This is a genomic window from Ensifer adhaerens (assembly GCF_000697965.2).
In the GTDB taxonomy this organism is placed as follows: domain Bacteria; phylum Pseudomonadota; class Alphaproteobacteria; order Rhizobiales; family Rhizobiaceae; genus Ensifer; species Ensifer adhaerens.
Map to the genome: position 1 here is coordinate 621,157 of NZ_CP015881.1, position 24,396 is coordinate 645,552.

Below are 24,396 nucleotides of genomic sequence, written 5' to 3' on the forward strand. Positions count from 1 at the left end.
CCAAGCCAAAGGTCTACAAATGTCGCAGTCACGCCCCGTCTACCAGTTCAACAACATCATCGTCCGCACCCCGTCGAAGTCGGTCGTCAACGGCCTTCGCGCCGATGACCGCGGCAACCCCACCTTCGAAGGTGTAAAGGCAGAACACGATGCCTATATCGCGGCGATGAAGGACGCGGGCGTCAAGGTGACGGTGCTGCCGGCGCTCGAAGCCTTCCCGGACTCGATCTTCGTCGAAGATCCGGCGCTGGTCTTCACCGAAGGCGCGATCCTCTTGCGTCCGGGTGCCGAAACCCGCGTCAAGGAAACGCCGGAGATCGAGCCGACGCTTCGCGCCATGTTCGAAACGGTTCTCGATCTGCCAGGCACCGGCTTTGCCGATGGCGGCGACGTTCTGACCACCCGCGAAAGCGTGATGATCGGTCTTTCGGCCCGTACCAACAAGGTTGGCGCCGAAGCACTTCAGGCCTGCCTGACCAAGCTCGGTCGCAAAAGCGAGATCGTCGCCACGCCTGAAGGCGTGCTGCACTTCAAGACCGATTGCTCGCTGCTCGACGACGAGACCGTGCTTTCGACCGCGCGCCTCGCCAAGTCCGGCGCCTTCGAGCGCTTCAAGCAGGTGATCATTCCCGAAGGCGAAGAGCCGGCAGCGAATGCGCTGCGCGTCAACGACGTCGTCATGGTCGGCTCGGACTTCCCGCGCACGATCGAGATGCTCGACAAGCTCGGCTACAAGGTCGTGCCGATGAAGACGACGGAGATCGGCAAGATCGACGCAGGTCTTTCCTGCATGTCGCTACGCTGGTTCAGCAACACGCTCTGACCCGACGCAATCCCCGAGGAGGAACATTATGAAGACGTTGAAGACCGCCCTGTTCGCAGGGATCGCCCTTTCCATGGCTGCCGGCAGCGCGTTTGCCGAGGAGACGCTGCGCCTCGGCATGACGCCGGAGCCCTACATGCCCTTCACCCAGGTGAACGCCGGCGGCGAGTGGGAGGGCCTTGAAGCCGATCTCTCCCGCGCGCTCTGCGAGAAGATGGCCGTCAAGTGCGACATCAACCAGATGGCCTGGGACGGTCTCATCCCGTCGCTGAAGGAAAACAAGGTCGATTTCATCATCGGCGCCTTCTCGATCACCGACGAGCGCCGCCAGGTCGTCGATTTCTCGACGCCCTATTACACCGAAGGCACGTCCTTCGTTGGCTCCAAGGGTGACACGAGCGAGATCAAGACGGCCGACGCCGCCGACGGTTCTGGCAAGATCATCGACCCGGCAAGCGTCGAGGGCAAGATCATCGGCGTGCAGACGTCGAGCGTGCAGTCGGCCTATGTCGCCAAGTACCTGACCGGCGCCGAAGCCAAGAGCTACGACACCGCCGACAACTCGGTCGCCGACCTCATCGCCGGTCGCGTCGACTACGTGCTCATCCCCGACCTCTACATCCAGACCTTCCTGAAGACGCCTGAAGGCGCCGACTACGAGGTCAAGGTCGAAGTGCCGAAGAACGTCACGCTCGGCGAAGGCGTCGCCTATGCCGTCCGCAAGGGTGACGCTGCGACCCTCGACAAGGTCAATGCCGGCCTTGCCGCGCTCGAAAAGGACGGCACGACGCAGAAGCTCGTCGACAAGTGGATCTTCGGCAAGAAGTAAACCGAATTTCGGAGGGCGGCGGCCAGCGTCGCCGCCCTCATTCGCCAAAACCGGCCGCAGCGCCGGGGCACCATCGCAGCAACCGCTACAGCCACCTTGCCCGCACCGATCGGGCAGCGGCGTAGGGGCTGACGAGACAATCGGGAACAGGTAACGACGGATGGACTATTACTGGCAATTGCTTGCCTGGGGCGGCGAGGGCTGGGGCGACGATTTCGCCTGGGGCCTGGTGATGACCCTGCAGGTCTCCGTGGTCGCCTATGCGGTTGCGGTTCTCTTCGGCTTCCTGGGCGCTGCCGGCAAACTGTCGAAGCACCGGATCCCGCGTTTCCTTGCCGATATCTACACGACGGTCGTGCGCTCGCTGCCTGAGTTGCTCGTCATCCTGCTTCTCTATTTCTCGGTCGCGAGCGGTGCCGAGCGGCTGTTGAAGCACTTCGGGCTCGTTGCCGAAACCTTTCAGTTCAGCTCGTTCTGGGCGGCGATCATCGCGCTCGCCTTTGTTTCCGGCGCCTTCATGACCGAGGTGCTGCGCTCGGCCTTCCTCTCCGTGCCGCCGGGCCAGATCGAGGCGGCGGTTTCGATCGGCATGAACAGGCGCAAGGTCTTCACCCGCATCATCTTCCCGCAGATGATGCGCCACGCGGTCCCCGGCATGGGCAATCTCTGGCTGTCTATCACCAAGGAAAGCGCCATCATCAGCGTGCTCGGCTCCTTCAGCGAGCTGCTCTACACGGGCTATCGCGCGGCGGCAGGCACCAAGCAGTACATCTTCTTCTACGGGCTGACGGCCATTCTGTTTCTGGCAATTACGCTCGTGTCCGTCCTGGTGATCGCCCAGATCGAGCGCCGCCTCAATCGGGGGCACAACTGATGGAAACGATCTCCAACGTCGTTGGCTTCCTGCCGGCGCTGATCAAGGCGACACCGCTCACGCTGCTTCTGACGGCGGTCGCCGGCGTCTTCGGCCTCGTCATAGGCACGCTCGTGGCGCTCGCCCGGCTTTCCGGTCGCCGCGTGCTTTCGGTTCCGGCCTATGTCTTTACCTTCGCCTTCCGTGGTACGCCGCTTTTGGTGCAGATCTACCTGATCTATTACGGCCTCGGGCAAATCCTACCCGGCACCTGGGTGCGCCATAGCTTCCTCTGGCCCTATCTGCGTGACGGCCTGTGGTATGCGATCTTTGCACTCAGCCTCAACCAGGCGTCCTACAATGCCGAGGTCATCCGCGGCGCGATCAAGGCGATCCCGCGCGGCCAGATCGAGGCGGCAAAATCGATCGGCATGCGCTCGTCGATGGTCCTGCGCCGCATCACCCTGCCGCAGGCGTTCCGCTCGTGCCTGCCGGTTTTGACGGGTGACCTGATCATCCTGCTGAAGACGACGTCGCTTGCCTCGACCATCACCATTCTTGAGGTCATGGGCACCGCCCGCATGCTGCAGCGCCAGTCGCTGCTGATCTTCGAACCGCTGATTACCGCCGGCATCATCTATTTCACCGTCGTGTTCATCCTGACGCGCGTCATGGGCGTGGTCGAGAAGCGGCTGACGCGCTACCGCACGGCGAAGGCATAAGAGGAGGAACGGACATGGCTGCATCAGCGCTTTCCGTAAACAACATTCACAAGAGCTTCGGATCCGTCGAGGTGCTGAAAGGCGTCTCCTTCGAGGCGAAGTCCGGCGACGTCATCTCGCTGATCGGCAGCAGCGGCTCGGGCAAGAGCACGCTTCTGCGCTGCATCAACTATCTGGAGACGCCGGACGAGGGCGAGATCTCCGTCTCCGGCGAGGTGATCCGCACCATCAAGGGCAAGGACGGCAAGTTCCATGCAGCCGACAAGCGGCAGCTCGAACATATCCGCACGCGCCTCGGCATGGTGTTCCAGAGCTTCAATCTCTGGTCCCACAAGACCATTCTCGAAAACATCATCGAAGGGCCGATCCACGTGCTCGGCATGACCAAGAAGGATGCGATCGGCGAAGCCGAACTGCTGATGGAGAAGGTCGGCATCACGCCCAAGCGCGACCACTATCCGAATCAGCTCTCGGGCGGTCAGCAGCAGCGCGCGGCAATCGCCCGCGCGTTGGCAATGAAGCCTGAGGTGATGCTTTTCGACGAGCCGACCTCGGCGCTTGATCCGGAACTCGTCAACGAGGTGCTGCTCGTCATCAAGAAGCTTGCCGAAGAGGGCCGCACCATGGTGATGGTCACCCACGAAATGTCACTCGCCCGTGATATCTCCAGCGAAGTGATCTTCCTGCACAAGGGTTTGGTCGAAGAACGCGGCGCCCCCCAGCAGATGATGCGTGACCCGCAATCGGCGCGCCTGCGCCAGTTCCTGCAGATGGCTTGAGGAAACCCCGATGCGCGACACCAATTTTTCCGAGTTCCTGCCCGAACTCGTCGATATCCGCCACAAGCTGCACGAAATGCCCGAGATCGGCCTTTCCGAGGTGAAGACCTCGGAGTTCGTTGCGGGACTGCTGCAGTCCTGGGGTTTCGAGGTTACGCGCGGTCTTGCGATAACCGGCATCGTTGCAACGCTGAAGCGTGGCAACAGCAACCGCGCCATCGGCTTTCGCGCCGACATGGACGCGCTCCCGATGCACGAAGAGACCGGTCTTGCTTACCAGAGCAAGCATCCGGGCGCGATGCATGCCTGCGGCCATGACGGCCACACCAGCATGCTGCTCGGTGCCGCCTGGGCGCTGTCGAAGGACGAAAGCTTCAACGGTACGGTTCATTTGATCTTCCAGCCGGCCGAGGAAAACTTCGGCGGCGGCAAGCTGATGATCGAAGACGGCCTTTTCGAGCGCTTCCCTTGCGAGCGGGTCTATGCGCTTCACAACTGGCCGGGTCTTCCGGTCGGCCAGTTCTCCAGCCGCGCCGGTGCCATGGCGGCATCGATCGACGTGCTGACGCTGACGATCAAGGGTAAGGGCGGCCACGGCGCCCAGCCGGAACTGACGGTCGACCCGGTCGTCGTCGGTTCCAGCGTGGTGATGGCGCTGCAGACGCTGGTGTCGCGCAATGTGTCGCCGCACCAGCCGTCCGTGTTGACGGTCGGCTCGTTCCAGGCGGGTTCGGCCTCGAATATCATTCCGGATACCGCAGTGCTGGAAATCAGCATGCGCGCGATGGATCCTGTTGTCCGCAAGCAGTTGCAGGAGCGCGTCGAGCAGGTCGCCCGCCTGCAGGCGGAAAGCTACAACGCCGAAGCCGTCTTTGACTGGCAGGTCGGGTATCCCGCGACGATCAACGATGCTGAGGCGGTCGAGGATGCGCGTGCGGTGATCGCCGACACATTCGGCGCGGATGCCTATGTCGAACTGCCCGAGCCGCTGATGGGCAGCGAGGACTTCTCCTTCCTGCTGGAAAAGGTGCCGGGCGCCTATGTGCTGATCGGCAATGGCGACAGCAGCGGGCTGCACACAACCCGCTACGATTTCAACGACGACATCCTTGAGCGCGGCGCGACCTATTTCTACCAGCTCGCACGCGCAGCGCTCGTTTAAGCGCGCGGCATCAATTGCCCGGCCGCTCAGGTGGCCGGGTGCAGGTCGCCGAAGACCGTCGGGATCAGTTCCGACACGGTTGGGTGGATATGAACCGCGTGCGTGATCGTCGTGTAGGGCTTGCCCGCATACATCACGTCGAGGATGCTCTGCACAGCCTCGTCGCCGCTCGTTCCGAGGATCGATGCACCGAGGATCTCCTTGCTGTCGGCGTCGACGATCACCTTCATGAAGCCTTCAGTCTCGCCCTTTTCCACGGCGCGGCCGACGCGGGTCATCGGCCTCGTACCGATGAGCAGCTTGCGCCCCGACTTGCGCGCCTCGGTCTCGGTCATGCCGGCGCGGCCGAGCGGCGGATCGATGAAGAGGCCGTAGGTTGAAATGCGATCGCTGACCTTCCGCGCCTCTCCGTCGAGCAGATTGGCGGCGATGATCTCGAAGTCGTTATAGGCCGTGTGGGTGAAGGCGCCGCGACCGTTGCAATCACCCATCGCGAAGATGTGCGGCACGTTGGTCTTAAGCGTCTCGTCGACTTCAACATAGCCGCGGGCGTCAGTCTTGACGCCGCTCCGGCCGAGATCGAGGTCGTCCGTGTTCGGCCGGCGGCCGGTTGCCAGCAGCAGGTGAGAGCCGACGATCTCGGGTGCGCCCGCCGTGCAATCCACGCCGGCGACGACATCGTCGCCGCTCCTGGCAAAGCGGATGCATTCGGCATTGAGGCGAAACTGGATGCCCTCTTTTTCGAGGATCGCGAGAATGGCGTCTGAAACGTCCGCATCCTCCCGGCCGATCAACCGCGGCCCCTTCTCGATTACGGTGACCTCGGAGCCGAAGCGACGGAACATCTGCGCAAACTCGAGTCCGATATAGCTGCCGCCGACGACGATCAGGTGGCGGGGCAGGGTGTCGAGATCCATGATCGAGACGTTGGTGAGATAGGGCACCTCCGCGACACCAGGGAAATCCGGGGTTGCGGCGCGTCCGCCGACATTCAGAAAGATCTGGTCGGCCGAGAGCAGCGCGGCGCCGACTCGGATCTCATGCGGGCTTTCGAAGCGCGCATGGCCTTCGAAGACTGTGCAGTTCTCCATGCCTTTCAGCCAGTTTTCGATGTTTCCCCGGGACGTGAACCGCACCGTGTCCTTGCGCGCCATGACGCGGGTAAAGTCGATGGTGATGGGACCGGTCGTCACGCCATAGTCCGCGCCCCGTCGCGCCAGATGCGCGGCATAGGCGCTCGCGACCATCGCCTTGGTCGGCATGCAGCCGGTGTTGACGCAGGTGCCGCCGAAGTGCTTGCGCTCGATCAGCGCGACGGTTTTGCCCGCTGCCGTCAGCCGGCCGGCAAGCGATGGGCCGGCCTGGCCGGCACCGATGATGATTGCGTCGAAATGTTTCGTCATGAGACCGAGGACACCACCCAGAGTGCGAGGAGAACGGCAACAGCATCCTCGAGAAGGGCGATCGGCAGGTCCTTGCCGCCGATGGCCGCGACGAGGCGCTTGCGGGCTTCATAGCCGCCGAGCGTGCCGATGACGGCACCGATGACGCCGGCGACCAATCCTTGGAGCATAGCATGTCCGGTCAATCCGAGCGCGGCCCCGCAGAACGCGCCGCTGACGATGCGGGCGCCGAACTGTTGCGGCACCTTTCGGCTCGGTGTGCTCGGCAATTGGTCGGTGACGAACTCAACTAGGGCCAGGAGGCCGAAGATGTAAGGTGTGAAGCGAAAGCCCATGAAGGCCGCCCAGGTACCGCTGAGCGGCAGCCATCCCGCGGCTGCGCCAATACTGACGGCGGCGGGTGCGGTCATGGTGCGCAGGCCAGCGACCACGCCGATAATGAGCGTCAGAAAATAGATCGACATCGTGTCCCCGAACGTTCGCCGGGCGAACCCAAGCCACCAGCCCCCAAGCGGTTCGGGTCGAGCGGCATCGCAACCAAGAGTGAAAGCGGATGTTTCTGGCGGGCCGCGATCAGAGTGGCCGACAACGCCGGCGATTGCAACGCCCAATCAGCTACCGCCATAAACGGTAGTCTATGCTTTCGATCGTGTTTATCAATGTAGGAAAATATTCGCCTGCCACAGTCCCTGGATGCAACCCTATTTTTTGCCGGGGGCTGACATATATGGAATGGCTTGCCCCGACGGAGCGGACGTTCCGTGATCAAACTTGCGCATCGAAATCCGAGGAGAAACCTATGCGCCTGACCAGACTGCTTATCGGAACTGCCCTTGCCTTGACCATGACTGCCGCGGCGGCGAGCGCCGATGTGGTCGTATCCTCGAAGATCGACACGGAGGGCGGGGTGCTTGGCAACATCATCCTTGCCGTGCTCAACGCCAACAACATCAAGACGGTCGATCGCGTCCAGCTTGGGGCGACGCCGGTCGTACGCAAGGCGATCACCGCCGGCGAGATCGACATCTATCCGGAATATACGGGCAATGCCGCCTTCTTCTTCGAAAAGGCCGACGATCCGGTCTGGAAGGATGCTGCCAAGGGTTACCAGACGGCCAAGAAGCTAGACTACGATGTCAACAAGATCGTCTGGCTGACGCCATCGCCGGCCAACAACACCTGGGCGATCGGCCTGCGCAAGGAAGTCGCCGACGAAAACAAGCTGAAGACGCTGAGCGATTTCGGCAAGTACATCGCTGGCGGCGGCAAGGTCGTGCTGGCGGCGTCGTCGGAATTCGTGAATTCGGCCGCCGCACTGCCGGCGTTCCAAACCACCTACGGCTTCACCTTGAAGCAGGACCAACTGATCACGCTTTCCGGCGGTGATACCGCGGCGACGATCGCGGCCGCGGCAAACCAGACCAACGGTGCGAACGCAGCCATGGTCTATGGCACCGACGGCGGCATCGCCCCGTCCGGCCTCGTGGTCCTGGAAGACGACAAGGCCGTCCAGCCCGTCTATCAGCCGGCCCCGATCATTCGCGAAGCGGTGCTCAAGGAAAACCCGCAGATCGAGGAACTCTTGAAGCCCGTGTTCGAGAAACTGGACCTGGTGACGCTGCAAGACCTGAACGGTCGCGTGCAGGTCGGCGGCGAACCGGCCAAGGCGGTCGCCGAGGACTTCCTGAAGAAGAACGGCTTTCTGAAATAAGTTGACGGAGATCGGGGACGCTGGTCGGATGGCTGGCGTTCCGGGGATAGGCCTGCAGGTGCCGGAGATGCGCCGGCACAGGCGGGGAGGGAATGTGGTTTGAAAGCACTCCGCTTTGACAAGCTCGGAGCGATCATTGCGGCCCTGGCGCTCGGCGGCGCCTTCATAGCGCCTTTTGCAACGTTTCGTGCCAACCGTATCGTCGCCGGTGAGGTCAAGTCGGTGGCCGACGCCCTGCCTGCGGGGTGGAGTGCCGTGCTGCTGGGCATCGTGGTCTGCGCGGTCATCGTCGCGCTGGTCCGATCGCCCGCTTACCTGCGTCTCGCTGCCGCCTTTGTCGCGCTCGCCGCGCTGGCGCTCGGCATCGGCGTTGCCGCCACGCATCTGACACCCGAAGCCAACACCTATGCCCGCGTCTCGCCGGCTTCGGGCTTCTGGATCATGCTCTTTGCCTTCGGGTTGCTCGCCGCCGACGCCTTGACGCGACTGCGCCCGGCGCCCTTCGTGCGCATCGTCGTTCTCGCCGTCGTGCTGGCCTTTGCTTCGGCCATCCTTCTCGCCGGCGCCTGGGACGGCCTGTCGATTCTCAAGGAATATGCAAGCCGGGTGGACACGTTTTGGGCGGAGGGCCGCAAGCATGTGACCCTGGCGCTCGGTTCGCTCGTGGCTGCGACCCTCGTCGGCATCCCCCTCGGCATCCTCTGCCACCGCGTCACGCGGCTGCGCGATGGGTTGCTCGGCGTCCTGAACGCGATCCAGACGATCCCGTCGATTGCGCTCTTCGGCATTCTCATCGCGCCGCTCGGCTGGATCGCCCTCCATGTGCCGGGTGCGGCTGCCATCGGCATTCGTGGCATCGGTGTTGCCCCGGCCTTTGTTGCGCTCTTTCTCTATTCGCTGCTGCCTGTCGTCGCCAACACCGTCGTCGGTCTGGCAGGCGTTCCGCGGGACGCGAATGATGCCGCGCGTGGCATCGGCATGACCGATTGGCAGCGGCTGGTCGGCATCGAATTTCCGCTGGCCTTCCCGGTGATCCTCACCGGCATCCGCATCGTGCTCGTCCAGAATATCGGCCTTGCGACCATTGCCGCGTTGATCGGCGGCGGCGGCTTCGGCGTCTTCGTCTTTCAGGGCGTCGGTCAGACCGCGATGGACCTCGTGCTGCTCGGCGCCGTCCCGACGGTCGTGCTGGCGTTCGGCGCGGCGATCGTGCTCGACGCGGTGATCGAGATGGCCACACCCAACACCAGGCAGGCAGAGGCCGCATGATCGAGATCGAGAACATCACCAAGCGATATGGCGAAAGCACCGTTGTCGACGACGTCAGCCTGACGATCGCGCCGCGCACCGTCACCGTCGTCGTCGGCACCTCCGGCTCCGGCAAGACCACGCTCTTGCGCATGGTCAACCGGCTGGTTGAGCCGACCTCGGGCGCGATCCGTCTCGATGGCGAGGACAATCGTTCGCTGCCCGGTTATGAGTTGCGCCGGCGGATCGGCTACGCAATCCAGGGGCACGGTCTGTTTCCCCATCGCACCGTCGCCCAGAACATCGCGACCGTGCCGACCTTGCTCGGATGGGAACGGGCGCGCATCGATGCGAAGGTGGAAGAACTCCTGCGCCTTTTCCAACTCGATCCCGCAGATTTCGGTCCACGCTTCCCACACGAGCTTTCCGGCGGCCAGCAGCAGCGCGTGGGCGTTGCCCGGGCGCTTGCCGCCGAGCCGAAGGTGCTCTTGATGGACGAGCCCTTCGGGGCGCTCGATCCGATCATCCGCGCCAAGGCGCAGGACGACCTGCTTGCCATCCAGAAACACTTCCAGACGACGATCATTCTCGTCACCCACGATATGGAAGAGGCCTTTCACCTCGCCGATCGCATTGCCGTCATGGACAAGGGCAAAGTGGTGCAGTACGCGACCCCCGCCGAAATGCTGCTGAAACCGGCCACGCCCTTCGTCGAAAGCCTGATCGGGGCGGGCGAACGGCCCTACCGCCTGCTCGCGATCGCGCCGGTCTCGAGCGCGGTTGAGCCCGGGGCCGCCGAAGGCGCGCCGATATCGAGCGATGCCAGCCAAAGGGAAGCCCTGGCCGAACTCCTCTGGTCCGGACGAGATGCGTTGCCGGTGGCAGGTCCCGACGGCGCCGTAATCGGCAGGGTCAGCCTGGAGGGGTTGGCCAAACGCGCGGCCGGTCCAGCCTGATGCCGAAGCTCGCCACTCTCATTCGCATCGCGGTTTTCCTGGTTCTCGTCGCGTTCCTGCTGCAGCCCCATTGGTTCGAGCCGCTGCTGCGGCCGCTGGTGCAGGACAACGCCCCTGTCATCTACAACCAGGGAAGCCTGCTGCACCTGACGTTCTTGCATCTGCGCACGGTGGCGCTGGCGGTGGCAGCGGCCGCGCTGGTTGCGCTTGCGCTTGCCATTCTCGTCACACGCGCGTCCGGAGCAGAATTCCTGCCGCTGTCGCGCAGCCTGGTGAATATCGGTCAGACCTTTCCGCCCGTCGCGGTTCTTGCGCTCGCTGTTCCGATCTTCGGTTTCGGCGAAAAGCCGACGCTGATCGCGCTTTTTCTCTATGGCCTGCTGCCGATTTTCGAGAATGCGCTGACGGGGCTGACGACCTTGCCTTCGTCCGTCATGGAGGCGGCGCGCGGCGCCGGCATGACCAGCGGCCAGCGGCTTCTCAAGGTGGAGTTGCCGCTGGCGATGCCGGTGATCCTGGCGGGTATCCGGCTTTCGGTCGTCATCAGCCTGGCAACCGCCACGATCGGATCGACGGTCGCCGCAAAAACACTCGGCGAAGTAATCATCGCCGGGCTGCAATCGAACAACCTTTCCTTCGTCGTCCAGGGCGGCCTGATCGTCGCAACGCTTGCGGTGCTTTTGCACGATGGGTTGCAGGCGGCGGAGCGGAAGCTTGCCGCGCGGATGGGGCGCTAGGCGCAGGCGGTGGAGATGCGCAACCGGGCAATCGGCCGGCTGTCTCAGCAAACTGCCGTTACCCGTGTTAGGATGGCCGATGCTCTACCGCGGCGCCAAAAGTCCTGTTGTCAGGGACATGGGTGGATTCAAGGTCAGGCTCAACATGCCCGGCTGGCTGTTGCCATGGCCGCGCGACCATGGCTACGGACCGCTCGCGATGGTCGCCGAAACGATATTGGATCCTGGCAGGCTGGTCGCCATGCACGAGCACAGGAACGACGAGATCCTGTCATGGGTGCCGGAAGGGGTCATGCGCCACGACGACCGGGCGACCGGCAGACTGGTCACCGATCGCGCGCATCTGATGGTGATGAACGCCGGGCAAAGCTTCTGGCATTCGGAGGAAACCTTGTCTGGTGATCCTCCGCTGCGCATGCTGCAAATTCTCGTGCGCCCCCACAGCGTCGATCTCCCGCCAAACATTCAGTACGGTCCGATCGAGCCGGCGCCCCTCAATTGCTGGCGGCATCTCGTTGGGGCCGAGGGGGAGGGAGCGCCATTCTACGTGCGCAACGCCATCGATTTCTTCGATCTCAGGCTCGAGGCGACGGCAAAGGTGGCGTTTCCCCGGAAGGAGGGGAGGCACCTTTACTTCTATGTGTTCTCCGGTTCGCTGGAAGTCGGGGGCGTCCGGTTTGACGAGGGAGATCAGGGGCTCCACCAGTCGGACGGACCATTGGACCTCGTCGGCATCGGCAACGCGCTGATCGTCGCGTTCCTGATCGATCCGCGGGCGCCGGCAGCGCGCAAGGGGACGGTCGGCGATCATCCCAAGATCCCGTCACCCGTTCTGGCGCGGACCTTGCTGACACTGCTACGCTTGCGCGATCGTCTCCGACGGAGGAGCTAAGTGGATCAGCGACCCCTCACGCAACGTGCAGTGGTCTGGACCGCTTTCCTCCTGCCGTAGAGTTGCGATGCGTGCACCCTTCTTGGTTGTCTGTAGAATGCCTGCTTTGGCGGCATTTGCCTGAGATATGAAAATGAATTTCACAATTTTACAAAATATGCGGATTTGAGTTGACGGCCTGAAAAAACTGTCCCAGTCTGCGAAAATAAATTACGCCAAAAGGCAGGGGAACAGGACGAGCATGAAAGTTGGCATCATCGGACTCGGATTCCGTTTGGGTTATCTCGGCTATGTCTTCAAGGCCATGGACGAGAGCTTCGAAATCGCCGGATACGTCGATCCGAACCCGGCCGGTCTGGCCACGCTCACCGAAAAAGGCATCTCGCCTGGCAAGGCCTACGCGACGCCCGAAGAACTGATCGCCAACGAGAAGCTCGATCTCCTGATGATCGGCTCGCCCAACCACATGCACCTCGACCACATCCGGATCGGCCTTGAAGCCGGCCTGAAGGTCTTCAGCGAAAAACCGATCGTCACGACGATCCAGGAAAGCCTGGAACTCGCAGCGCTGATGGCGAAGTTTGGCCATGAACGGCTGATGGTCGGTCTCGTGCTGCGCTACGCGCCGATGTACCGCGACCTCCGCCAGGCGCTTGCCGAAGGCAAGCTAGGGCAGGTGGTCTCGATTGAGGCTTCCGAGCATATCGAGCCCTATCATGGCGCCTTCTTCATGCGCGACTGGCGCCGCTACGAGCGCTATTCCGGCAGCTTCATGCTGGAGAAATGCTGCCACGACCTCGACCTCTACAATGGCGTCGTCGGAGCCCGGCCGGAACGCGTCGCAAGTTTTGGCGGCCGCAAGAGCTTCATCCCTGCCAACGACCCGGCCCGCGAAGGCATCAACGACCTCGAACTCTTCCATCGCAAGCCGAGCGGCTGGATGGGGTCCGACAAGGTGTTCGACAGCGACGGCGACATCATCGACTACCAGGTGGCGATCGTCGAATACGCCAACGGCGTCGGCATGAACTTCCACACCAATCTCAACGTGCCGGATCAGTTCCGCCGCTTCTGCATCATGGGCTCGCGCGGCATGGCCGAGGGCGATTTCATCCGCGGTTACTTCGACGTACACGAGATGCTGACCGGCAAGAAGGTCATCGAGAACAAGTACAAGGCCACCGAACTGTCGCAGCACTATGGTGCCGACGAGCAGATGGCAACCGACATCATCGGCCACGTCCGCGACGGCCGACCTCTGCCGGTTTCGACGCGCGATGCGCTGGAAGCCGGCATTCTGGCGCTCTCCATGGACGAGGCTCGGCGCAAGAAGAGCGTCATAGACCTCCGGCCCATATGGGACCGTTTCGACGAAGCCCTGCATTCCCGCGCGGCGTAAGGGGAGGCGACGGATGAGTGTTCAACGCAGCACAGTCATCTTCGCCTGGATCCTGCTTCTTCCTGCTGTTCTTTACGTCACGGTGATCGTCGCCTATCCGCTGGTCGACACCTTCATCCTGTCGTTTACGGACGCGTCGCTGAAGAAGACGACCAATTGGGTCGGCTGGACCAACTACGACAAGATCTTCAACGAGACCTTCGCCGAGGTCATCTTCCGGACCTTCATCTGGACGTTCTTTTCGGTGTCGATCAAGATGATCATCGGCGTTTTCGGCGCAACGATGCTGAACGCGGCCGTTCCCGGCCGGGCGCTTTTCCGTCTGCTCACCATGCCGCCATGGATCGTGCCGATGGCCATCGGCATCTTCATGTGGGGCTGGATGTACAACGGCCAGTTCGGGATGATCTCCGGCGTGCTGCAGAACATGGGGTTGTCGAACGGGCCGATCGCCTTCCTCGCCCGCGGAGAGACTGCCTTCTGGGCGACGATCATCACGGACGTGTGGATCGGCGTGCCGCTGGTGACGCTCTATATGCTGGCAGCCATGCAGGCGATCCCGCAGGATCTCTATGAGGCCGCGTGGACCGATGGGGCAGGGCGTTTCTATCGCTTCCGCCGCATCACGTTGCCTCTGCTCGTGCCGTCGCTGATCACCATGTCGATGCTGTCGCTGATCGCGACCTTCAACTCGTTCGATATCATCTGGATCCTCACCCAGGGTGGACCCAACGGTGAGACGACGACGATGATCATCGACACCTATCGCACCGCGATCGGGTCGAAGAAGTATGGCGAAGGGGCAGCGCGCGCCGTGCTGATCTGCATCTTCCTGTCGATCTTCTGCTTTGCCTATTTCCGGGTGACGAGCCGCCTTTCTCAGGGGGAACAGAAATGAGCCAGCCTGCCCTGATCAATCGCTACCGCTGGTACGAGCTTGTCGGAATCTATGCCGGTATCTTCGTGTTCCTGTGCTTTATCCTGGCGCCCTTCGTCGAGGGCTTTCTGGTGTCGCTGAAGCCGCTCGGGCTGCTGTTCTCGTCACCCTATCGCTTCTGGCCGGAAAACGGCTCGTTCGCCGCCTACTTTACGATGTGGGAGAGCGTGCCGGGCTTTGCCCGCTACATCTTCAATTCCTTCTTCATCTCCACCATCGTCACGGCCATCGTGCTGGTGCTGGTCATACCCGCTGCCTATGCCTTCGCCCGCTTCAACTTCCGTGGCGCCGGCGTGCTTTTGGGGGCATTCCTTGCCGTCAACATGTTTTCGGGCGCGGTGCTGCTGATCCCGCTCTTCCGGCTGATGCGCACCTTCGGCGTCCTCAACACCTATCTGGCCATGATCGTGCCGGGCGTTGCCTTCCTGATCCCGTCGGCGATCTGGCTGTTGCGCACCTACATGATGCGCATCCCGCGTGAACTGGACGAGGCCGCCTTCGTCGACGGAGCCAGCCACTTCTATACGCTGCGCCGGGTGATCCTGCCGATCGCCATGCCCGGCATCACCGTGGTGGCGATCACCACCTTCATCGGCGCCTATGCTCAGCAGTTTATCTACGCGCTGACCTTCAATTCCAAGAGCGAATACATGCCGCTTCCTGTCGGGCTGTTTGCCTATTTCGGACGCCAGGAAGTGGTCTGGAACGAACTGATGGCGGCAAGCTTCGTCGGCATCGCGCCGGCCGTCGTCGTGATCTTCCTCTTGCAACGCTATCTCGTCAGCGGGCTCACCGCGGGCGCGGTGAAACAATAAGACTTAAGTCAACCACCAGAGAACGGGAGCATAAAAACGTGTCTATTCAATTCAAGACGGGGGTGCTCGCCCTTGCCCTGCTCGGCTCGACCGCGCTGGGCGCCGTGACCGCCAAGGCGGCCGACCAGGAGATCAGCTGGATCTACTGCGGCGACACCATGGATGCGGTCCACCAGAAGTACATCAAGCAGTGGGAAGAGAAGAACCCGGGCTGGAAGGTAACGCCTGAAGTCGTCGGCTGGGCCCAGTGCCAGGACAAGGCAACGACCCTTGCCGCCGCCGGCACACCGGTCGCCATGGCCTATGTCGGGTCGCGCACGCTGAAGGAATTTGCACAGAACGACCTTATCGTTCCCGTGCCGATGACGGACGACGAAAAGAAGACCTACTACCCCAACATCGTCGATACCGTGACCTTCGACGACAACCAGTGGGGCGTTCCGATCGCCTTCTCGACCAAGGCGCTCTACTGGAACAAGGACCTGTTCAAGCAGGCCGGCCTCGATCCGGAAACGCCGCCGAAGACCTGGGCTGAAGAGATCGAATTCGCCAAGACGATCAAGGAAAAGACCGGCATTGCCGGTTACGGCCTGCCGGCCAAGACCTTCGACAACACCATGCACCAGTTCATGCACTGGGTGTACACCAACAACGGCAAGGTCATCGACGGCGACAAGATCGTCATCGACAGCCCGCAGGTGCTCGCAGCGCTGCAGGCCTACAAGGACATCACGCCTTTCTCTGTTGAAGGCGCCACCGCCTACGAACAGAACGAAATCCGCGCCATCTTCCTTGACGGCAAGGTCGGCATGATCCAGGCGGGCTCGGGTGCCGCAACGCGCCTGAAGGAAACCAAGGTCAACTGGGGCGTAGCACCGCTGCCGCTCGGCCCGGAAGCAAAGGGCGAGGGCACGCTGCTCATCACCGACAGCCTGGCGATTTTCAAGGGCTCGGGCGTTGAGGAGAAGGCGATCGAATTCGCCAAGTTCATCACCTCGCCAGGACCGCAGGGCGAATACGAGCTTCAGGGCGGCGCTGGCCTGACGCCGCTGCGTCCGTCGCCGATGGTCGATGAGTTCGTCAAGAAGGATCCCTATTGGAAGCCGTTCATCGACGGCATCACCTATGGTGGTCCCGAGCCGCTCTTTACCGACTACAAGGGCTTCCAGAACGTCATCATCGAGATGGTTCAGTCGGTCGTGACCGGAAAGGCTGAGCCGGCCGACGCCTTGAAGAAGGCGGCTTCCAGCCTCGAAGAATACAAGTAAGGCCACCGGGGCCGCGCGCCGACAAGATCGGTTCGCGGCCCCACCTAACTCTGCTATAAATGAGCCGCTTCTCGCCGGTGGCCGGAGACAGTTTCTTGGGACAGCTCAATCTCAATCGGGTTCAGAAATTCTACGGGACGTTCGAGGTGCTGAAAAGCATCGACCTCGAAGTCAGGAACGGTGAGTTCGTCGTTTTCGTCGGGCCCTCCGGTTGCGGCAAATCGACCTTGCTCAGGATGATCGCTGGTCTCGACGAGACCAGCTCGGGGGACATCCTGATCGAGAACAAGCGCGTCAACGATCTGCCGCCGGTCAAGCGCGGGATCGCCATGGTCTTCCAGTCCTACGCGCTCTATCCGCACATGTCGGTCTTCGAGAACATCGCCTTTCCGCTTCGCGTGGAAAAGATGGCCGAGGAGAAATTGAAAGCCAAGGTGGAGCATGCCGCGCGCATCCTGCACCTGGACCAGCGGCTGCAGCAGAAGCCGGGGATGCTTTCGGGTGGCCAGCGCCAACGTGTCGCGATCGGGCGGGCGATCGTGCGCGAGCCGAAGATCTTCCTATTTGACGAGCCGCTCTCAAACCTCGATGCGGCCCTTCGGGCCGACATGCGCATCGAACTGGCGAAACTGCACCGGCAACTGAAAGCAACGATGATCTACGTCACGCACGACCAGGTCGAAGCGATGACGATGGCGGACCGGATCGTCGTTCTCAATGCCGGTGAGATTGCCCAGACCGGCGCGCCGCTCGAGCTCTACCACAAGCCGGCCAATACCTTCGTTGCCGGCTTCATCGGCAACCCGAAGATGAACTTCCTGCCGGTCACCTGCAAGGGCGTCAGCGATGCCGGCGTCGAGGTCGATTACAAGGGGCAGACGGCGGTCATCCCCGTCACCCCGCAAAGCGGCCTTGCCGGGCGCACGCTGACGCTTGGCGTGCGGCCGGAGCATATCATGCTCGGGTCCGGCGACCTGACCCTCAAGGTGACGCCAACGGTCATCGAACGGCTCGGCGCCCATACGGTCGCCTATGCGGCTATCGGTGGTGAGGGCGAGAACTTCTGTGCCATGCTGCCGGGAACAGCAGCTGTGCGACCGGAGGAGACCATCCAGACAGGCATCAAGGCAGTCGATTGCCACCTGTTCGACGAGGCTGGCCTCGCGCTCGAACGTCGCGTCGAGTTGACCGACATCGATATGGGCGTGCTCGACCCCGCGGCTGCCTGACGTCGTCGAAGCCAGGATCATGGTCGCGGCCAATCAGGGCGCGGCCAGTGTTTGGCCGTTGTGGCTGGATATCCGGCAGCTCTACCTGTAAGGATTGCCGGTCGCCGACGCCCTCTATTCAAAGGCGATCAAGCGCACTTGGATAGAGCATCATGACGCTTGGCCGCTATACGGAACTTCCCCATCTGGCCGACGCCAATGCCGGGATCGAAGCCGTCTGGGCGTCTGTCAGTCGCAACGAGGGCAGCTACCGGGTCCTGCCGGATGGGCGATGCGACATCATCCTCCGATTTGCGCTGAACGCCCTGCCACTCCGCGAGCTGACGCCGATCGTGACCGGTCCAACCACGGGCTATTGCGATGTTCCGCTGGAACCCGGCGCCGCCTTCGTCGGCGTGCGCCTGCGACCTGGCCATTTCCAGAGAATTCTGGGCCTGGAGCCGATCCGGTTGCACGGTGACGCCCTGATCGGCGCAGCGGTTCTGGGTCAATGGCCCGACATGGCCGCCCTTTGCGTGCCGGCATCGGACCAGCAGGAGCTTGCCGGCCGCCTGGTGCGGTTTGTCCGCAAGCGTGATGCCGAGAGCGACTTTGAAGTGGCGCCGCTCGGCCGCAACATCATAAGCGCGCTGCACGCCTCGGGCGGGCGGCTGCGCATCGCCGAGCTTGCCGCGATGCACGGTGTCTCCGAGCGCACCGCCAGACGCGTTCTCCTTCGCGCAACTGGGCTCACGCCGAAGGCGTTTGCCGCCATCATCCAGTTCCATCGCGCCTTGCGGCTGTTGCGGGATCACCATCTCAGTCCTGCGGATGCCGCGTTCGAAGCCGGTTTCGCCGACCAATCCCACATGACCCGGGTCTTCCGGCGCCTGGGCGGGTTCTCGCCGGCGCGCTTGCCCGAAGTCACACTGGTGACGATCTCGGACTGATGTCCGAATTGTTCAAGATCAGAGCCTGGCAATGAATGATGATCGCCCGTAACCGTTCGCGCTGCTTCGGGTAGCGCGCTTAGCGCGTTGCCGACTTCGGCGGCGAGTAACCCTTGGAGACGAACCATGGCCGTCCGTTTCGGATACACAATCCTCTATGTTCCCGATGTGCCGGCAACGGTCTCGTTTTATGAGGCTGCCTTTGGTCTGAAGCGCAGGTTCGTACACGAAAGCAGCCTCTATGCGGAGATGGAGACGGGTGTGACGGCTCTGGCCTTTGCCAGCGAAACCATGGCGGAGCTGAATGGTCTTGCTGTTCGCGCGAACCGCAGGAGCGATCTTGCCGCCGGGTTCGAAATCGCGCTGGTCTGCTCTGCACCGCACGAGGCCTATGAAAAGGCTGTTTCGGCCGGAGCATCGCCGGTGAAGCCGCCGGAAGAAAAGCCGTCGGGGCAAGTGGTCGGCTATGTTCGCGATCTCAACGGCTGCCTTGTCGAACTCTGTTCCGCCACGCCCGCCTAGCCGCCCGGCCCGACCACGCAACCCACGAACGCCATGACTCAGGAGGAGCCCACCTGTGCGCCCGACCACTGCCTCGCCCTGCATCACGACCACCCAGATCGCCGCGTCGCGAGACTTCTATCAGACATATTTCGCCGCACGGCTGACGTTTGACTGCAGCTGGTACATCAGCCTGGAACTCGGCCAAGGCCTGTCCCTCCAGTTCATGGAACCGCAACAGGGGCAGCCTGTGTGCAACACCGAAGGCCTCACCTACAATTTCTGCGTCGCAGACGTCGACGGCGAGTATAACCGGATCAGGGCAGCAGGCCTTGCCCCGGCGTTGCCGATCGAGGATCACCCATGGGGAGATCGTGGCTTCGCCGTAAAGGATCCGAACGGTGTCCTGCTCTATATCTACTCGAATCGCGAACCCGCGCCCGAGTTCAAGCCGTTTGTCATCGCTTCGGGTGCGGCATGATGGATGACCGGATCCAGACCCTTCTGCGGGAGATCGAGCTTCATCGCGGCGATCAGTTCGTGATCGTCACCCGACTACGGGAAATCGCGCTTGCCTCGGGTCCTGCAGTCACCGAAGAGGTAAAGTATGGCGGCATCCTGTTTTCGTCCAAGGACAGCTTCTGCGGCGTCTTTTCCTACGCCCAACACGTGACGCTGGAGTTTAGCCGGGGCGCCGCTTTGCCCGATCCACATGCCGTCCTGGAGGGTTCAGGCAAGCTTCGCCGCCACATCAAGCTCCTGGGCCCGGCGGATATAGATGAGAAACAAGTCGCGCTATACATCAAGATGGCTCGCGAGGCTGCCGATCGCTGAAGGGTCGGTTGCGCCCGGCGACGGTGCCGCAAACCTCAGGCCGCGCCCTTCTCGGTTCCGTGCGGGTTGTCGACCTTCGGCCAGATGTTCTTCGGCGCGCGCTTGTAGTCGGTCTTGGCGGGATTGTTCGGGTAAGGCGTGCCGGCCGAACAATAGAGGATTTCGGACGCGATCTTGGAGAACGAGGCGTAGAAGTGGTTGGTCGACTTGATGACCAGGATCTTCTTGCTTGTCGGGTCGATGCCCATCACCGAAAACAGGCTTGGATCGAAGCTCTGCGCGCGGGTCGAGTTGAGGATGATGTCGATGCCTTTGAAGCGAATGTGGGCCGCATCGCCGAAGGGGGCGAAGCTCTCGCCGAAGCGCATCTCGGCGTCGCGCACCAGCTTGACCACCTTGACCGTGCCATCGACCGGATTGCCGGTTCCCGGCGCCGACTTGGCGCCGAAGCGCAAGGGGATGTCGGCGCCTTCGCCGGCCGCCATGCAGATCTGCACCGCCATCGGGTCCCAGATCGTGCCGACCGCAACGTCGGTTGCGCCGCGAGCCAGCAGTTCTTCGAGCAGAACTGTCGCGTCGCCGGCCGTACCACCGCCCGGGTTGTCCCAGACATCGGCGATGACGACGGGACCTTTGGTTGCTGCGAGTGCCTCATCGACCGCCTGCCTCTCGTCGATCTGCGGCATGATGAAGGTGCCGCGGTGGGAGAAGAGTTCCAGACCCAATTCCCGTGCGAGGCTCGCGCCTTTCTCCGGCTTGCCGTCGGTGACGGCGAGCAGCTTCGTTCCCATTTCCGGGACGTCGCCGGCCATGAAGCCGTGGATCACGGAGAGCGAAAGCACGTCTGCGTCTTCCTTCTCGATCCGCATCAGCTTGTCGACGAAGGAGCGCATCGGATCGCGAGATGTCGGGTAGACGTCGATCATCCGACAGTCGAAGATCGACATGACGGGCGTGATGCGGCCTTCGAGCGTGTCGACAGCGATCTTCCAGAGGTCCTCCGCGCGGTCGACGAAGTCGGTGTGCGGGAATTCCTTGAAGTAGACGAAGAAGTTCGATGCGGCGGCGCGGTTGGCCGTCAGGTGGCTGTGGGGATCAAGCTCGGCGCAGACGAGGATATCGGGACCGACGATCGCACGGACGCGCGTCAGCAGGTCGCCTTCGGGGTCTTCGTAGCCGTCGGCGACCATGGCGCCGTGCAGGCCGAGCACCACGGCATCGACGGGCATGGCGGCGCGCAACTGGCCGAGGATCTCGTCGCGCAGGCCCTCATAGGTCTCGCGGTTGACGAGGCCAGCCGGGTCCGCCCAGGTCGCGGTTCCCTCGATCAGTTCCCAGCCCTTCTCAACGCAGACGCGCCGGCCGACGGTGATCGGCGCCGTGCAAAGCGTCGGTGTTTCCGGGTGTTCTCCCGGCGGGGCGTAGAGCGAGGCTTCGAAGGCCCGGCGGTCGATGCAGATCGGGGAGAAGGTATTGGTCTCGGTCGCAAGCGCCGCTGTGAAGATCCGCAATGCCGTTGCCTTTTCTATTGCGTCACGCCTGCAGCGCCGCTCATCCGGCCGGATGTGCTAAGGTCGCTGCGGGCTCTAAGTCTGGCGCATGATTTTTCCCGGATGCATGGCGATCCAGGAAACTACGCGGAAGCCGCGCCCATCGGGTTCGGCAGGTAGCCGGTAAAGCCGGCAATCTTCCAGCGTCCTTCGTGCAGACGGCAGTAATAGACCGTCTGCCATTTCAGGATGTCGACGCTGCCGTCCGTCTTCTTCAGGCTGCCATCGAACTTCTTGCGCGCCAACGCCTGGTCACCGTTGATCTCGATGTCCTCGAGCGTCGTCGTGGTGAAGATCGCCGTGCGCGGGTCTTCGGCGAAGCTCTGTGTCGCGAAATCCTGCGCCTGGCGCAGCCACTCTTCGCGATAGGCGGCCAGCGACGGGAAGGTCAGCCGCCAATTGTCCGGATTGGTTTCGCGGCGGCCGTCGATGCCGATGAAGCTCTCCCCGACGAAATCGTCTGCAACCATCGACCAGTCGGCTGCCAGAAAGGCAGTGATGTCGCGGGAGACCAGCATCTCCCAGATCGAGTGGCGTGCAGCATCGGAAGAGGGGAATGGATTGAGAAAAGGATCCCGCATATTCGCGCCCTGGATTGAAATTCTTTTCATGAATGGCGTTTTTCGCTAGCCAAATTCGGCTTTCTATGGTCACTTGTCAACGATCAAAGAAAATAATTTGCAAGAAGGCTCATGATGACGATCAAGCGCTATGGTGCGGAACAGGTCGGCGCTGGCGGCAAACCTTTGCCCTTCGCGCGCGCTGTCGAGGCGGACGGCTGGCTCTATGTCTCTGGTCAGGTTGCCATGGAAAACGGCGAGATCATCGAGGGCGGGATCATCCCCCAGACCCACAAGACGATCGCCAATGTGATGGCCATCCTGACGGAAGCCGGCTACGGTCCGGAGCATGTGGTTCGTTGCGGCGTCTGGCTCGACGATCCCAGGGATTTCTGGACATTCAACAAGATCTACCAGGAGTATTTCGGTGCTCATCCGCCGGCGCGGGCCTGCGTCCAGTCGTCGATGATGGTCGATTGCAAGGTCGAGATCGACTGCGTCGCCTATAAGCCGAAAGAAGGCTGATCCTGGAGCGGGAGCGGTTTTCTGCCCGCATCCCGCTCTCACTCGTGATCCGAAGCAAGGCATAAGCGGGCGATGGACATCTTCGCGACATTGCAGGAAGAAAAGGGGCGGCTCTCCCAGTCGGAAAACCGCATCGCCGATATTCTCCTGAACGATTTCGAGTTCGCGGTAAACGCCTCCATCATCGAGCTCGCGAGCAAGGCGGACGTTTCGCCGCCGACCGTCACCCGCTTCTGTCGGCGGTTGGGTTGTGACAGCTTCTCCGACTTCAAGGTGCAGCTCGCGCGGACCGCCTATATCGGCATGCGCTACCTGAAGCCCGAGCCGAAGAGCCGGGAGACCGGCGATGTCGCCCAGGACATCATCACCAAGTCGCAGAACGCGCTGTTTCTTCTGCATCGCTCGCTCGATCTCGCCGCGATCGAGCAGGCGGTCGAGCGGATTGCCTCAGCGGAAATGATCTACGCCTTTGGTTCCGGCGGCAATTCGTCGATGATCGCCGGCGAGCTTCAAAACCGGCTCTTTCGTTTCGGCCTGCGCATCACATCGAGCTCGGATCACAGCATGCAGTTGATGATGACGGCGGCGGCCCGGCCGACGGACGTGCTGATCGGCTCCTCCTTTTCCGGCCGCAACGCCGAACTCGTGCGCGCCTTCACGCTTGCGCGCGAACTGAAAGTGCCGACCATCGCGCTGACGCAGAGCGGCAGCCCGGTGGCCACCGCTGCCAGCATCACCGTTCCGGTCGATCTGCCGGAGGGCAACAATATCTACCGCCCCACCTCCACCCGCATCGCCTATCTGGCGCTGCTCGACATCCTCTCCAGTCTCGTCGCTTATCGGGTTCAGCCGCAGGCGACAGCCACACTTCGGCGCATCAAACAGCAGCTGGTGACCCACCGCGACGGTGACGACCGCCAGTTGCTCGGAGACTGACGTGCCGCGAAAGGTCAACGCATGACGCAATCTCTCGCGATCGTCACCGGCGCCGCCGGCGATATCGGCCGTGCTATCGCCCGCAAGCTTGCCGACGACCATGACGTGGTTCTGCTCGTCGACATCGATGCGGAGGCCGCCGAAAAGGCAGCGCGGGCGCTTGGCGACGGCAAGCGCTTCGTCGCAGTCGCCTGTGACGTCACCAATGCCGAAAGCGTGGCGGCGATGGCAGCGAAGGCCGCAGAGAAGGGCGCTGTCCGCACCCTCGTCAACAATGCTGGTGCTGCCCGTGCCGTCAGCCTGCACGACACGACGCCGGAGATCTGGCGCATGGACAATGCGCTGAACCTCGAGGCGGCCTTCCTCACTTTTCGCGCCGTCGAGGACATGCTGAAAGAGACCCACGGCTCGGTCGTCAACATCGCCTCGGTCAACGGCATGAACGTCTTCGGCCATCCGGCCTATAGCGCCGCCAAGGCCGGGCTCCTGCACCTGACCCGGCTGATTGCGGTCGAATACGGCAAGTTCGGCATCCGCTCGAATGCGGTGGCACCCGGCACGGTTCGCACCCAGGCCTGGGAGGCGAGGGCGGCATCGAACCCGGATGTCTTCGAAGAGGCGCGCCGCTGGTATCCGCTGCAGCGCATCGTCAATCCGGATGACGTCGCCAATGCCGTGCATTTTCTCGCAGGCCCGCTCGCGGCCGCCATTTCGGGCGTCTGCCTGCCTGTCGATTGCGGCCTGACCGCCGGACAGGCTGAGTTGGCCCGCACGTTCTCGCAATCAAACCACTACTGA

General features: G+C 62.5%; 27 protein-coding genes. 23 read left to right on the forward strand and 4 right to left on the reverse strand.

The genetic code is table 11. The features are described from left to right. The first annotated feature begins 19 nt into the window (after positions 1-19). From FA04_RS22445 to FA04_RS22470, 6 genes are all read left to right on the forward strand, one after another. Positions 20-823, forward strand: a complete 804-nt coding sequence (locus FA04_RS22445) for a dimethylarginine dimethylaminohydrolase family protein (RefSeq protein ID WP_034799482.1) — start codon at positions 20-22, stop codon at positions 821-823. A gap of 28 nt (positions 824-851) precedes the next feature. Beyond that, positions 852-1,652, forward strand: coding sequence for a transporter substrate-binding domain-containing protein (locus tag FA04_RS22450; RefSeq protein WP_034799485.1), 801 nt, complete (start codon positions 852-854; stop codon positions 1,650-1,652). A 160-nt stretch (positions 1,653-1,812) separates the two neighbouring features. Beyond that, on the forward strand, positions 1,813-2,526 hold the full coding sequence (locus FA04_RS22455) for an ABC transporter permease (protein WP_034799489.1): 714 nt from the start codon (positions 1,813-1,815) through the stop codon (positions 2,524-2,526). Then, positions 2,526-3,227 (forward strand): ABC transporter permease, encoded by a 702-nt coding sequence (locus tag FA04_RS22460; protein WP_034799492.1) that lies wholly within the window; start codon positions 2,526-2,528, stop codon positions 3,225-3,227. Before FA04_RS22455 ends, FA04_RS22460 begins: the two co-directional genes overlap by 1 nt. Before the next feature lie 14 nt (positions 3,228-3,241). Then, positions 3,242-4,006 carry an ABC transporter ATP-binding protein gene (locus FA04_RS22465; RefSeq protein ID WP_034799495.1) on the forward strand — a complete coding sequence of 255 codons (765 nt, stop codon included), beginning with the start codon at positions 3,242-3,244 and terminating at the stop codon, positions 4,004-4,006. A gap of 10 nt (positions 4,007-4,016) precedes the next feature. Then, positions 4,017-5,168 (forward strand): M20 aminoacylase family protein, encoded by a 1,152-nt coding sequence (locus tag FA04_RS22470; RefSeq protein ID WP_034799498.1) that lies wholly within the window; start codon positions 4,017-4,019, stop codon positions 5,166-5,168. A gap of 26 nt (positions 5,169-5,194) precedes the next feature. On the opposite strand, the gene FA04_RS22475 is transcribed toward FA04_RS22470, so the two are convergent. Beyond that, a complete protein-coding gene (locus FA04_RS22475; RefSeq protein ID WP_034799502.1) occupies positions 5,195-6,571 on the reverse strand; it encodes an FAD-containing oxidoreductase in 1,377 nt (458 codons plus the stop codon). Further along, positions 6,568-7,035: a membrane protein gene (locus tag FA04_RS22480; protein ID WP_034799505.1), complete on the reverse strand. Its 468-nt coding sequence runs from the start codon at positions 7,033-7,035 to the stop codon at positions 6,568-6,570. The genes FA04_RS22475 and FA04_RS22480 overlap by 4 nt, the downstream gene beginning before the upstream one ends. Before the next feature lie 335 nt (positions 7,036-7,370). On the opposite strand from FA04_RS22480, the gene osmF reads away from it, so the two are divergent. The 14 genes from osmF to FA04_RS22550 all read left to right on the forward strand — a co-directional run bounded on the left by osmF (position 7,371) and on the right by FA04_RS22550 (position 20,027). After that, positions 7,371-8,282, forward strand: a complete 912-nt coding sequence (osmF, locus tag FA04_RS22485) for a glycine betaine ABC transporter substrate-binding protein OsmF (protein WP_034799508.1) — start codon at positions 7,371-7,373, stop codon at positions 8,280-8,282. Positions 8,283-8,381: 99 nt separating this feature from the next. Beyond that, on the forward strand, positions 8,382-9,551 hold the full coding sequence (locus FA04_RS22490; RefSeq protein WP_034799511.1) for an ABC transporter permease: 1,170 nt from the start codon (positions 8,382-8,384) through the stop codon (positions 9,549-9,551). Further along, a complete protein-coding gene (locus FA04_RS22495; protein WP_034799514.1) occupies positions 9,548-10,486 on the forward strand; it encodes an ABC transporter ATP-binding protein in 939 nt (312 codons plus the stop codon). Before FA04_RS22490 ends, FA04_RS22495 begins: the two co-directional genes overlap by 4 nt. Then, positions 10,486-11,223, forward strand: a complete 738-nt coding sequence (locus FA04_RS22500) for an ABC transporter permease (protein WP_034799517.1) — start codon at positions 10,486-10,488, stop codon at positions 11,221-11,223. The genes FA04_RS22495 and FA04_RS22500 overlap by 1 nt, the downstream gene beginning before the upstream one ends. A gap of 79 nt (positions 11,224-11,302) precedes the next feature. Then, positions 11,303-12,115 (forward strand): pirin family protein, encoded by an 813-nt coding sequence (locus FA04_RS22505; RefSeq protein ID WP_051659495.1) that lies wholly within the window; start codon positions 11,303-11,305, stop codon positions 12,113-12,115. Between the two features lie 241 nt (positions 12,116-12,356). Next, positions 12,357-13,514, forward strand: coding sequence for a Gfo/Idh/MocA family protein (locus tag FA04_RS22510; RefSeq protein WP_034799520.1), 1,158 nt, complete (start codon positions 12,357-12,359; stop codon positions 13,512-13,514). A gap of 13 nt (positions 13,515-13,527) precedes the next feature. Then, the gene (locus tag FA04_RS22515) at positions 13,528-14,412 is read left to right on the forward strand and encodes a carbohydrate ABC transporter permease (protein WP_034799524.1); all 885 of its coding nucleotides are present in this window, start codon (positions 13,528-13,530) and stop codon (positions 14,410-14,412) included. Continuing rightward, on the forward strand, positions 14,409-15,266 hold the full coding sequence (locus tag FA04_RS22520) for a carbohydrate ABC transporter permease (protein WP_034799530.1): 858 nt from the start codon (positions 14,409-14,411) through the stop codon (positions 15,264-15,266). Before FA04_RS22515 ends, FA04_RS22520 begins: the two co-directional genes overlap by 4 nt. Before the next feature lie 38 nt (positions 15,267-15,304). Next, a complete protein-coding gene (locus tag FA04_RS22525) occupies positions 15,305-16,534 on the forward strand; it encodes an ABC transporter substrate-binding protein (protein ID WP_034799533.1) in 1,230 nt (409 codons plus the stop codon). Positions 16,535-16,629: 95 nt separating this feature from the next. Then, positions 16,630-17,763, forward strand: a complete 1,134-nt coding sequence (locus FA04_RS22530) for an ABC transporter ATP-binding protein (protein ID WP_034799536.1) — start codon at positions 16,630-16,632, stop codon at positions 17,761-17,763. Positions 17,764-17,915: 152 nt separating this feature from the next. Continuing rightward, complete coding sequence (locus FA04_RS22535; RefSeq protein WP_034799539.1) at positions 17,916-18,692, forward strand: helix-turn-helix transcriptional regulator; 777 nt, start codon at positions 17,916-17,918, stop codon at positions 18,690-18,692. A 126-nt stretch (positions 18,693-18,818) separates the two neighbouring features. Beyond that, the gene (locus FA04_RS22540) at positions 18,819-19,214 is read left to right on the forward strand and encodes a VOC family protein (protein ID WP_034799542.1); all 396 of its coding nucleotides are present in this window, start codon (positions 18,819-18,821) and stop codon (positions 19,212-19,214) included. Positions 19,215-19,269: 55 nt separating this feature from the next. Then, on the forward strand, positions 19,270-19,674 hold the full coding sequence (locus FA04_RS22545) for a VOC family protein (RefSeq protein ID WP_034799545.1): 405 nt from the start codon (positions 19,270-19,272) through the stop codon (positions 19,672-19,674). Then, positions 19,671-20,027 carry a DUF1801 domain-containing protein gene (locus FA04_RS22550; RefSeq protein ID WP_034799548.1) on the forward strand — a complete coding sequence of 119 codons (357 nt, stop codon included), beginning with the start codon at positions 19,671-19,673 and terminating at the stop codon, positions 20,025-20,027. Before FA04_RS22545 ends, FA04_RS22550 begins: the two co-directional genes overlap by 4 nt. Before the next feature lie 35 nt (positions 20,028-20,062). On the opposite strand, the gene FA04_RS22555 is transcribed toward FA04_RS22550, so the two are convergent. After that, positions 20,063-21,538: a M81 family metallopeptidase gene (locus FA04_RS22555; protein WP_034799551.1), complete on the reverse strand. Its 1,476-nt coding sequence runs from the start codon at positions 21,536-21,538 to the stop codon at positions 20,063-20,065. Between the two features lie 122 nt (positions 21,539-21,660). Beyond that, on the reverse strand, positions 21,661-22,158 hold the full coding sequence (locus tag FA04_RS22560; protein ID WP_034799555.1) for a hypothetical protein: 498 nt from the start codon (positions 22,156-22,158) through the stop codon (positions 21,661-21,663). Between the two features lie 114 nt (positions 22,159-22,272). Between FA04_RS22560 and FA04_RS22565 the strand changes: the two genes are divergently transcribed. From FA04_RS22565 to FA04_RS22575, 3 genes are all read left to right on the forward strand, one after another. Further along, entirely contained in the window at positions 22,273-22,662 is a 390-nt protein-coding gene (locus FA04_RS22565; protein ID WP_034799761.1) for a RidA family protein, read from the forward strand. Positions 22,663-22,734: 72 nt separating this feature from the next. Next, positions 22,735-23,598: a MurR/RpiR family transcriptional regulator gene (locus FA04_RS22570; protein ID WP_034799558.1), complete on the forward strand. Its 864-nt coding sequence runs from the start codon at positions 22,735-22,737 to the stop codon at positions 23,596-23,598. A gap of 21 nt (positions 23,599-23,619) precedes the next feature. Continuing rightward, positions 23,620-24,396 carry an SDR family oxidoreductase gene (locus FA04_RS22575; protein ID WP_034799561.1) on the forward strand — a complete coding sequence of 259 codons (777 nt, stop codon included), beginning with the start codon at positions 23,620-23,622 and terminating at the stop codon, positions 24,394-24,396.

Coding starts and splice junctions, on each gene's coding strand:
- FA04_RS22520 (WP_034799530.1), top strand. CDS start 14,409: ATGAGCCAGCCTGCCCTGATCAATCGCTACCGCTGGTACGAGCTTGTC.
- FA04_RS22540 (WP_034799542.1), top strand. CDS start 18,819: ATGGCCGTCCGTTTCGGATACACAATCCTCTATGTTCCCGATGTGCCG.
- FA04_RS22500 (WP_034799517.1), top strand. CDS start 10,486: ATGCCGAAGCTCGCCACTCTCATTCGCATCGCGGTTTTCCTGGTTCTC.
- FA04_RS22560 (WP_034799555.1), bottom strand. CDS start 22,158: ATGCGGGATCCTTTTCTCAATCCATTCCCCTCTTCCGATGCTGCACGC.
- FA04_RS22480 (WP_034799505.1), bottom strand. CDS start 7,035: ATGTCGATCTATTTTCTGACGCTCATTATCGGCGTGGTCGCTGGCCTG.
- FA04_RS22570 (WP_034799558.1), top strand. CDS start 22,735: ATGGACATCTTCGCGACATTGCAGGAAGAAAAGGGGCGGCTCTCCCAG.
- FA04_RS22515 (WP_034799524.1), top strand. CDS start 13,528: ATGAGTGTTCAACGCAGCACAGTCATCTTCGCCTGGATCCTGCTTCTT.
- FA04_RS22475 (WP_034799502.1), bottom strand. CDS start 6,571: ATGACGAAACATTTCGACGCAATCATCATCGGTGCCGGCCAGGCCGGC.
- FA04_RS22450 (WP_034799485.1), top strand. CDS start 852: ATGAAGACGTTGAAGACCGCCCTGTTCGCAGGGATCGCCCTTTCCATG.
- FA04_RS22455 (WP_034799489.1), top strand. CDS start 1,813: ATGGACTATTACTGGCAATTGCTTGCCTGGGGCGGCGAGGGCTGGGGC.
- FA04_RS22565 (WP_034799761.1), top strand. CDS start 22,273: ATGACGATCAAGCGCTATGGTGCGGAACAGGTCGGCGCTGGCGGCAAA.
- FA04_RS22495 (WP_034799514.1), top strand. CDS start 9,548: ATGATCGAGATCGAGAACATCACCAAGCGATATGGCGAAAGCACCGTT.
- FA04_RS22510 (WP_034799520.1), top strand. CDS start 12,357: ATGAAAGTTGGCATCATCGGACTCGGATTCCGTTTGGGTTATCTCGGC.
- FA04_RS22465 (WP_034799495.1), top strand. CDS start 3,242: ATGGCTGCATCAGCGCTTTCCGTAAACAACATTCACAAGAGCTTCGGA.
- FA04_RS22445 (WP_034799482.1), top strand. CDS start 20: ATGTCGCAGTCACGCCCCGTCTACCAGTTCAACAACATCATCGTCCGC.
- FA04_RS22505 (WP_051659495.1), top strand. CDS start 11,303: ATGCTCTACCGCGGCGCCAAAAGTCCTGTTGTCAGGGACATGGGTGGA.
- FA04_RS22460 (WP_034799492.1), top strand. CDS start 2,526: ATGGAAACGATCTCCAACGTCGTTGGCTTCCTGCCGGCGCTGATCAAG.
- osmF (WP_034799508.1), top strand. CDS start 7,371: ATGCGCCTGACCAGACTGCTTATCGGAACTGCCCTTGCCTTGACCATG.
- FA04_RS22535 (WP_034799539.1), top strand. CDS start 17,916: ATGACGCTTGGCCGCTATACGGAACTTCCCCATCTGGCCGACGCCAAT.
- FA04_RS22470 (WP_034799498.1), top strand. CDS start 4,017: ATGCGCGACACCAATTTTTCCGAGTTCCTGCCCGAACTCGTCGATATC.
- FA04_RS22550 (WP_034799548.1), top strand. CDS start 19,671: ATGATGGATGACCGGATCCAGACCCTTCTGCGGGAGATCGAGCTTCAT.
- FA04_RS22575 (WP_034799561.1), top strand. CDS start 23,620: ATGACGCAATCTCTCGCGATCGTCACCGGCGCCGCCGGCGATATCGGC.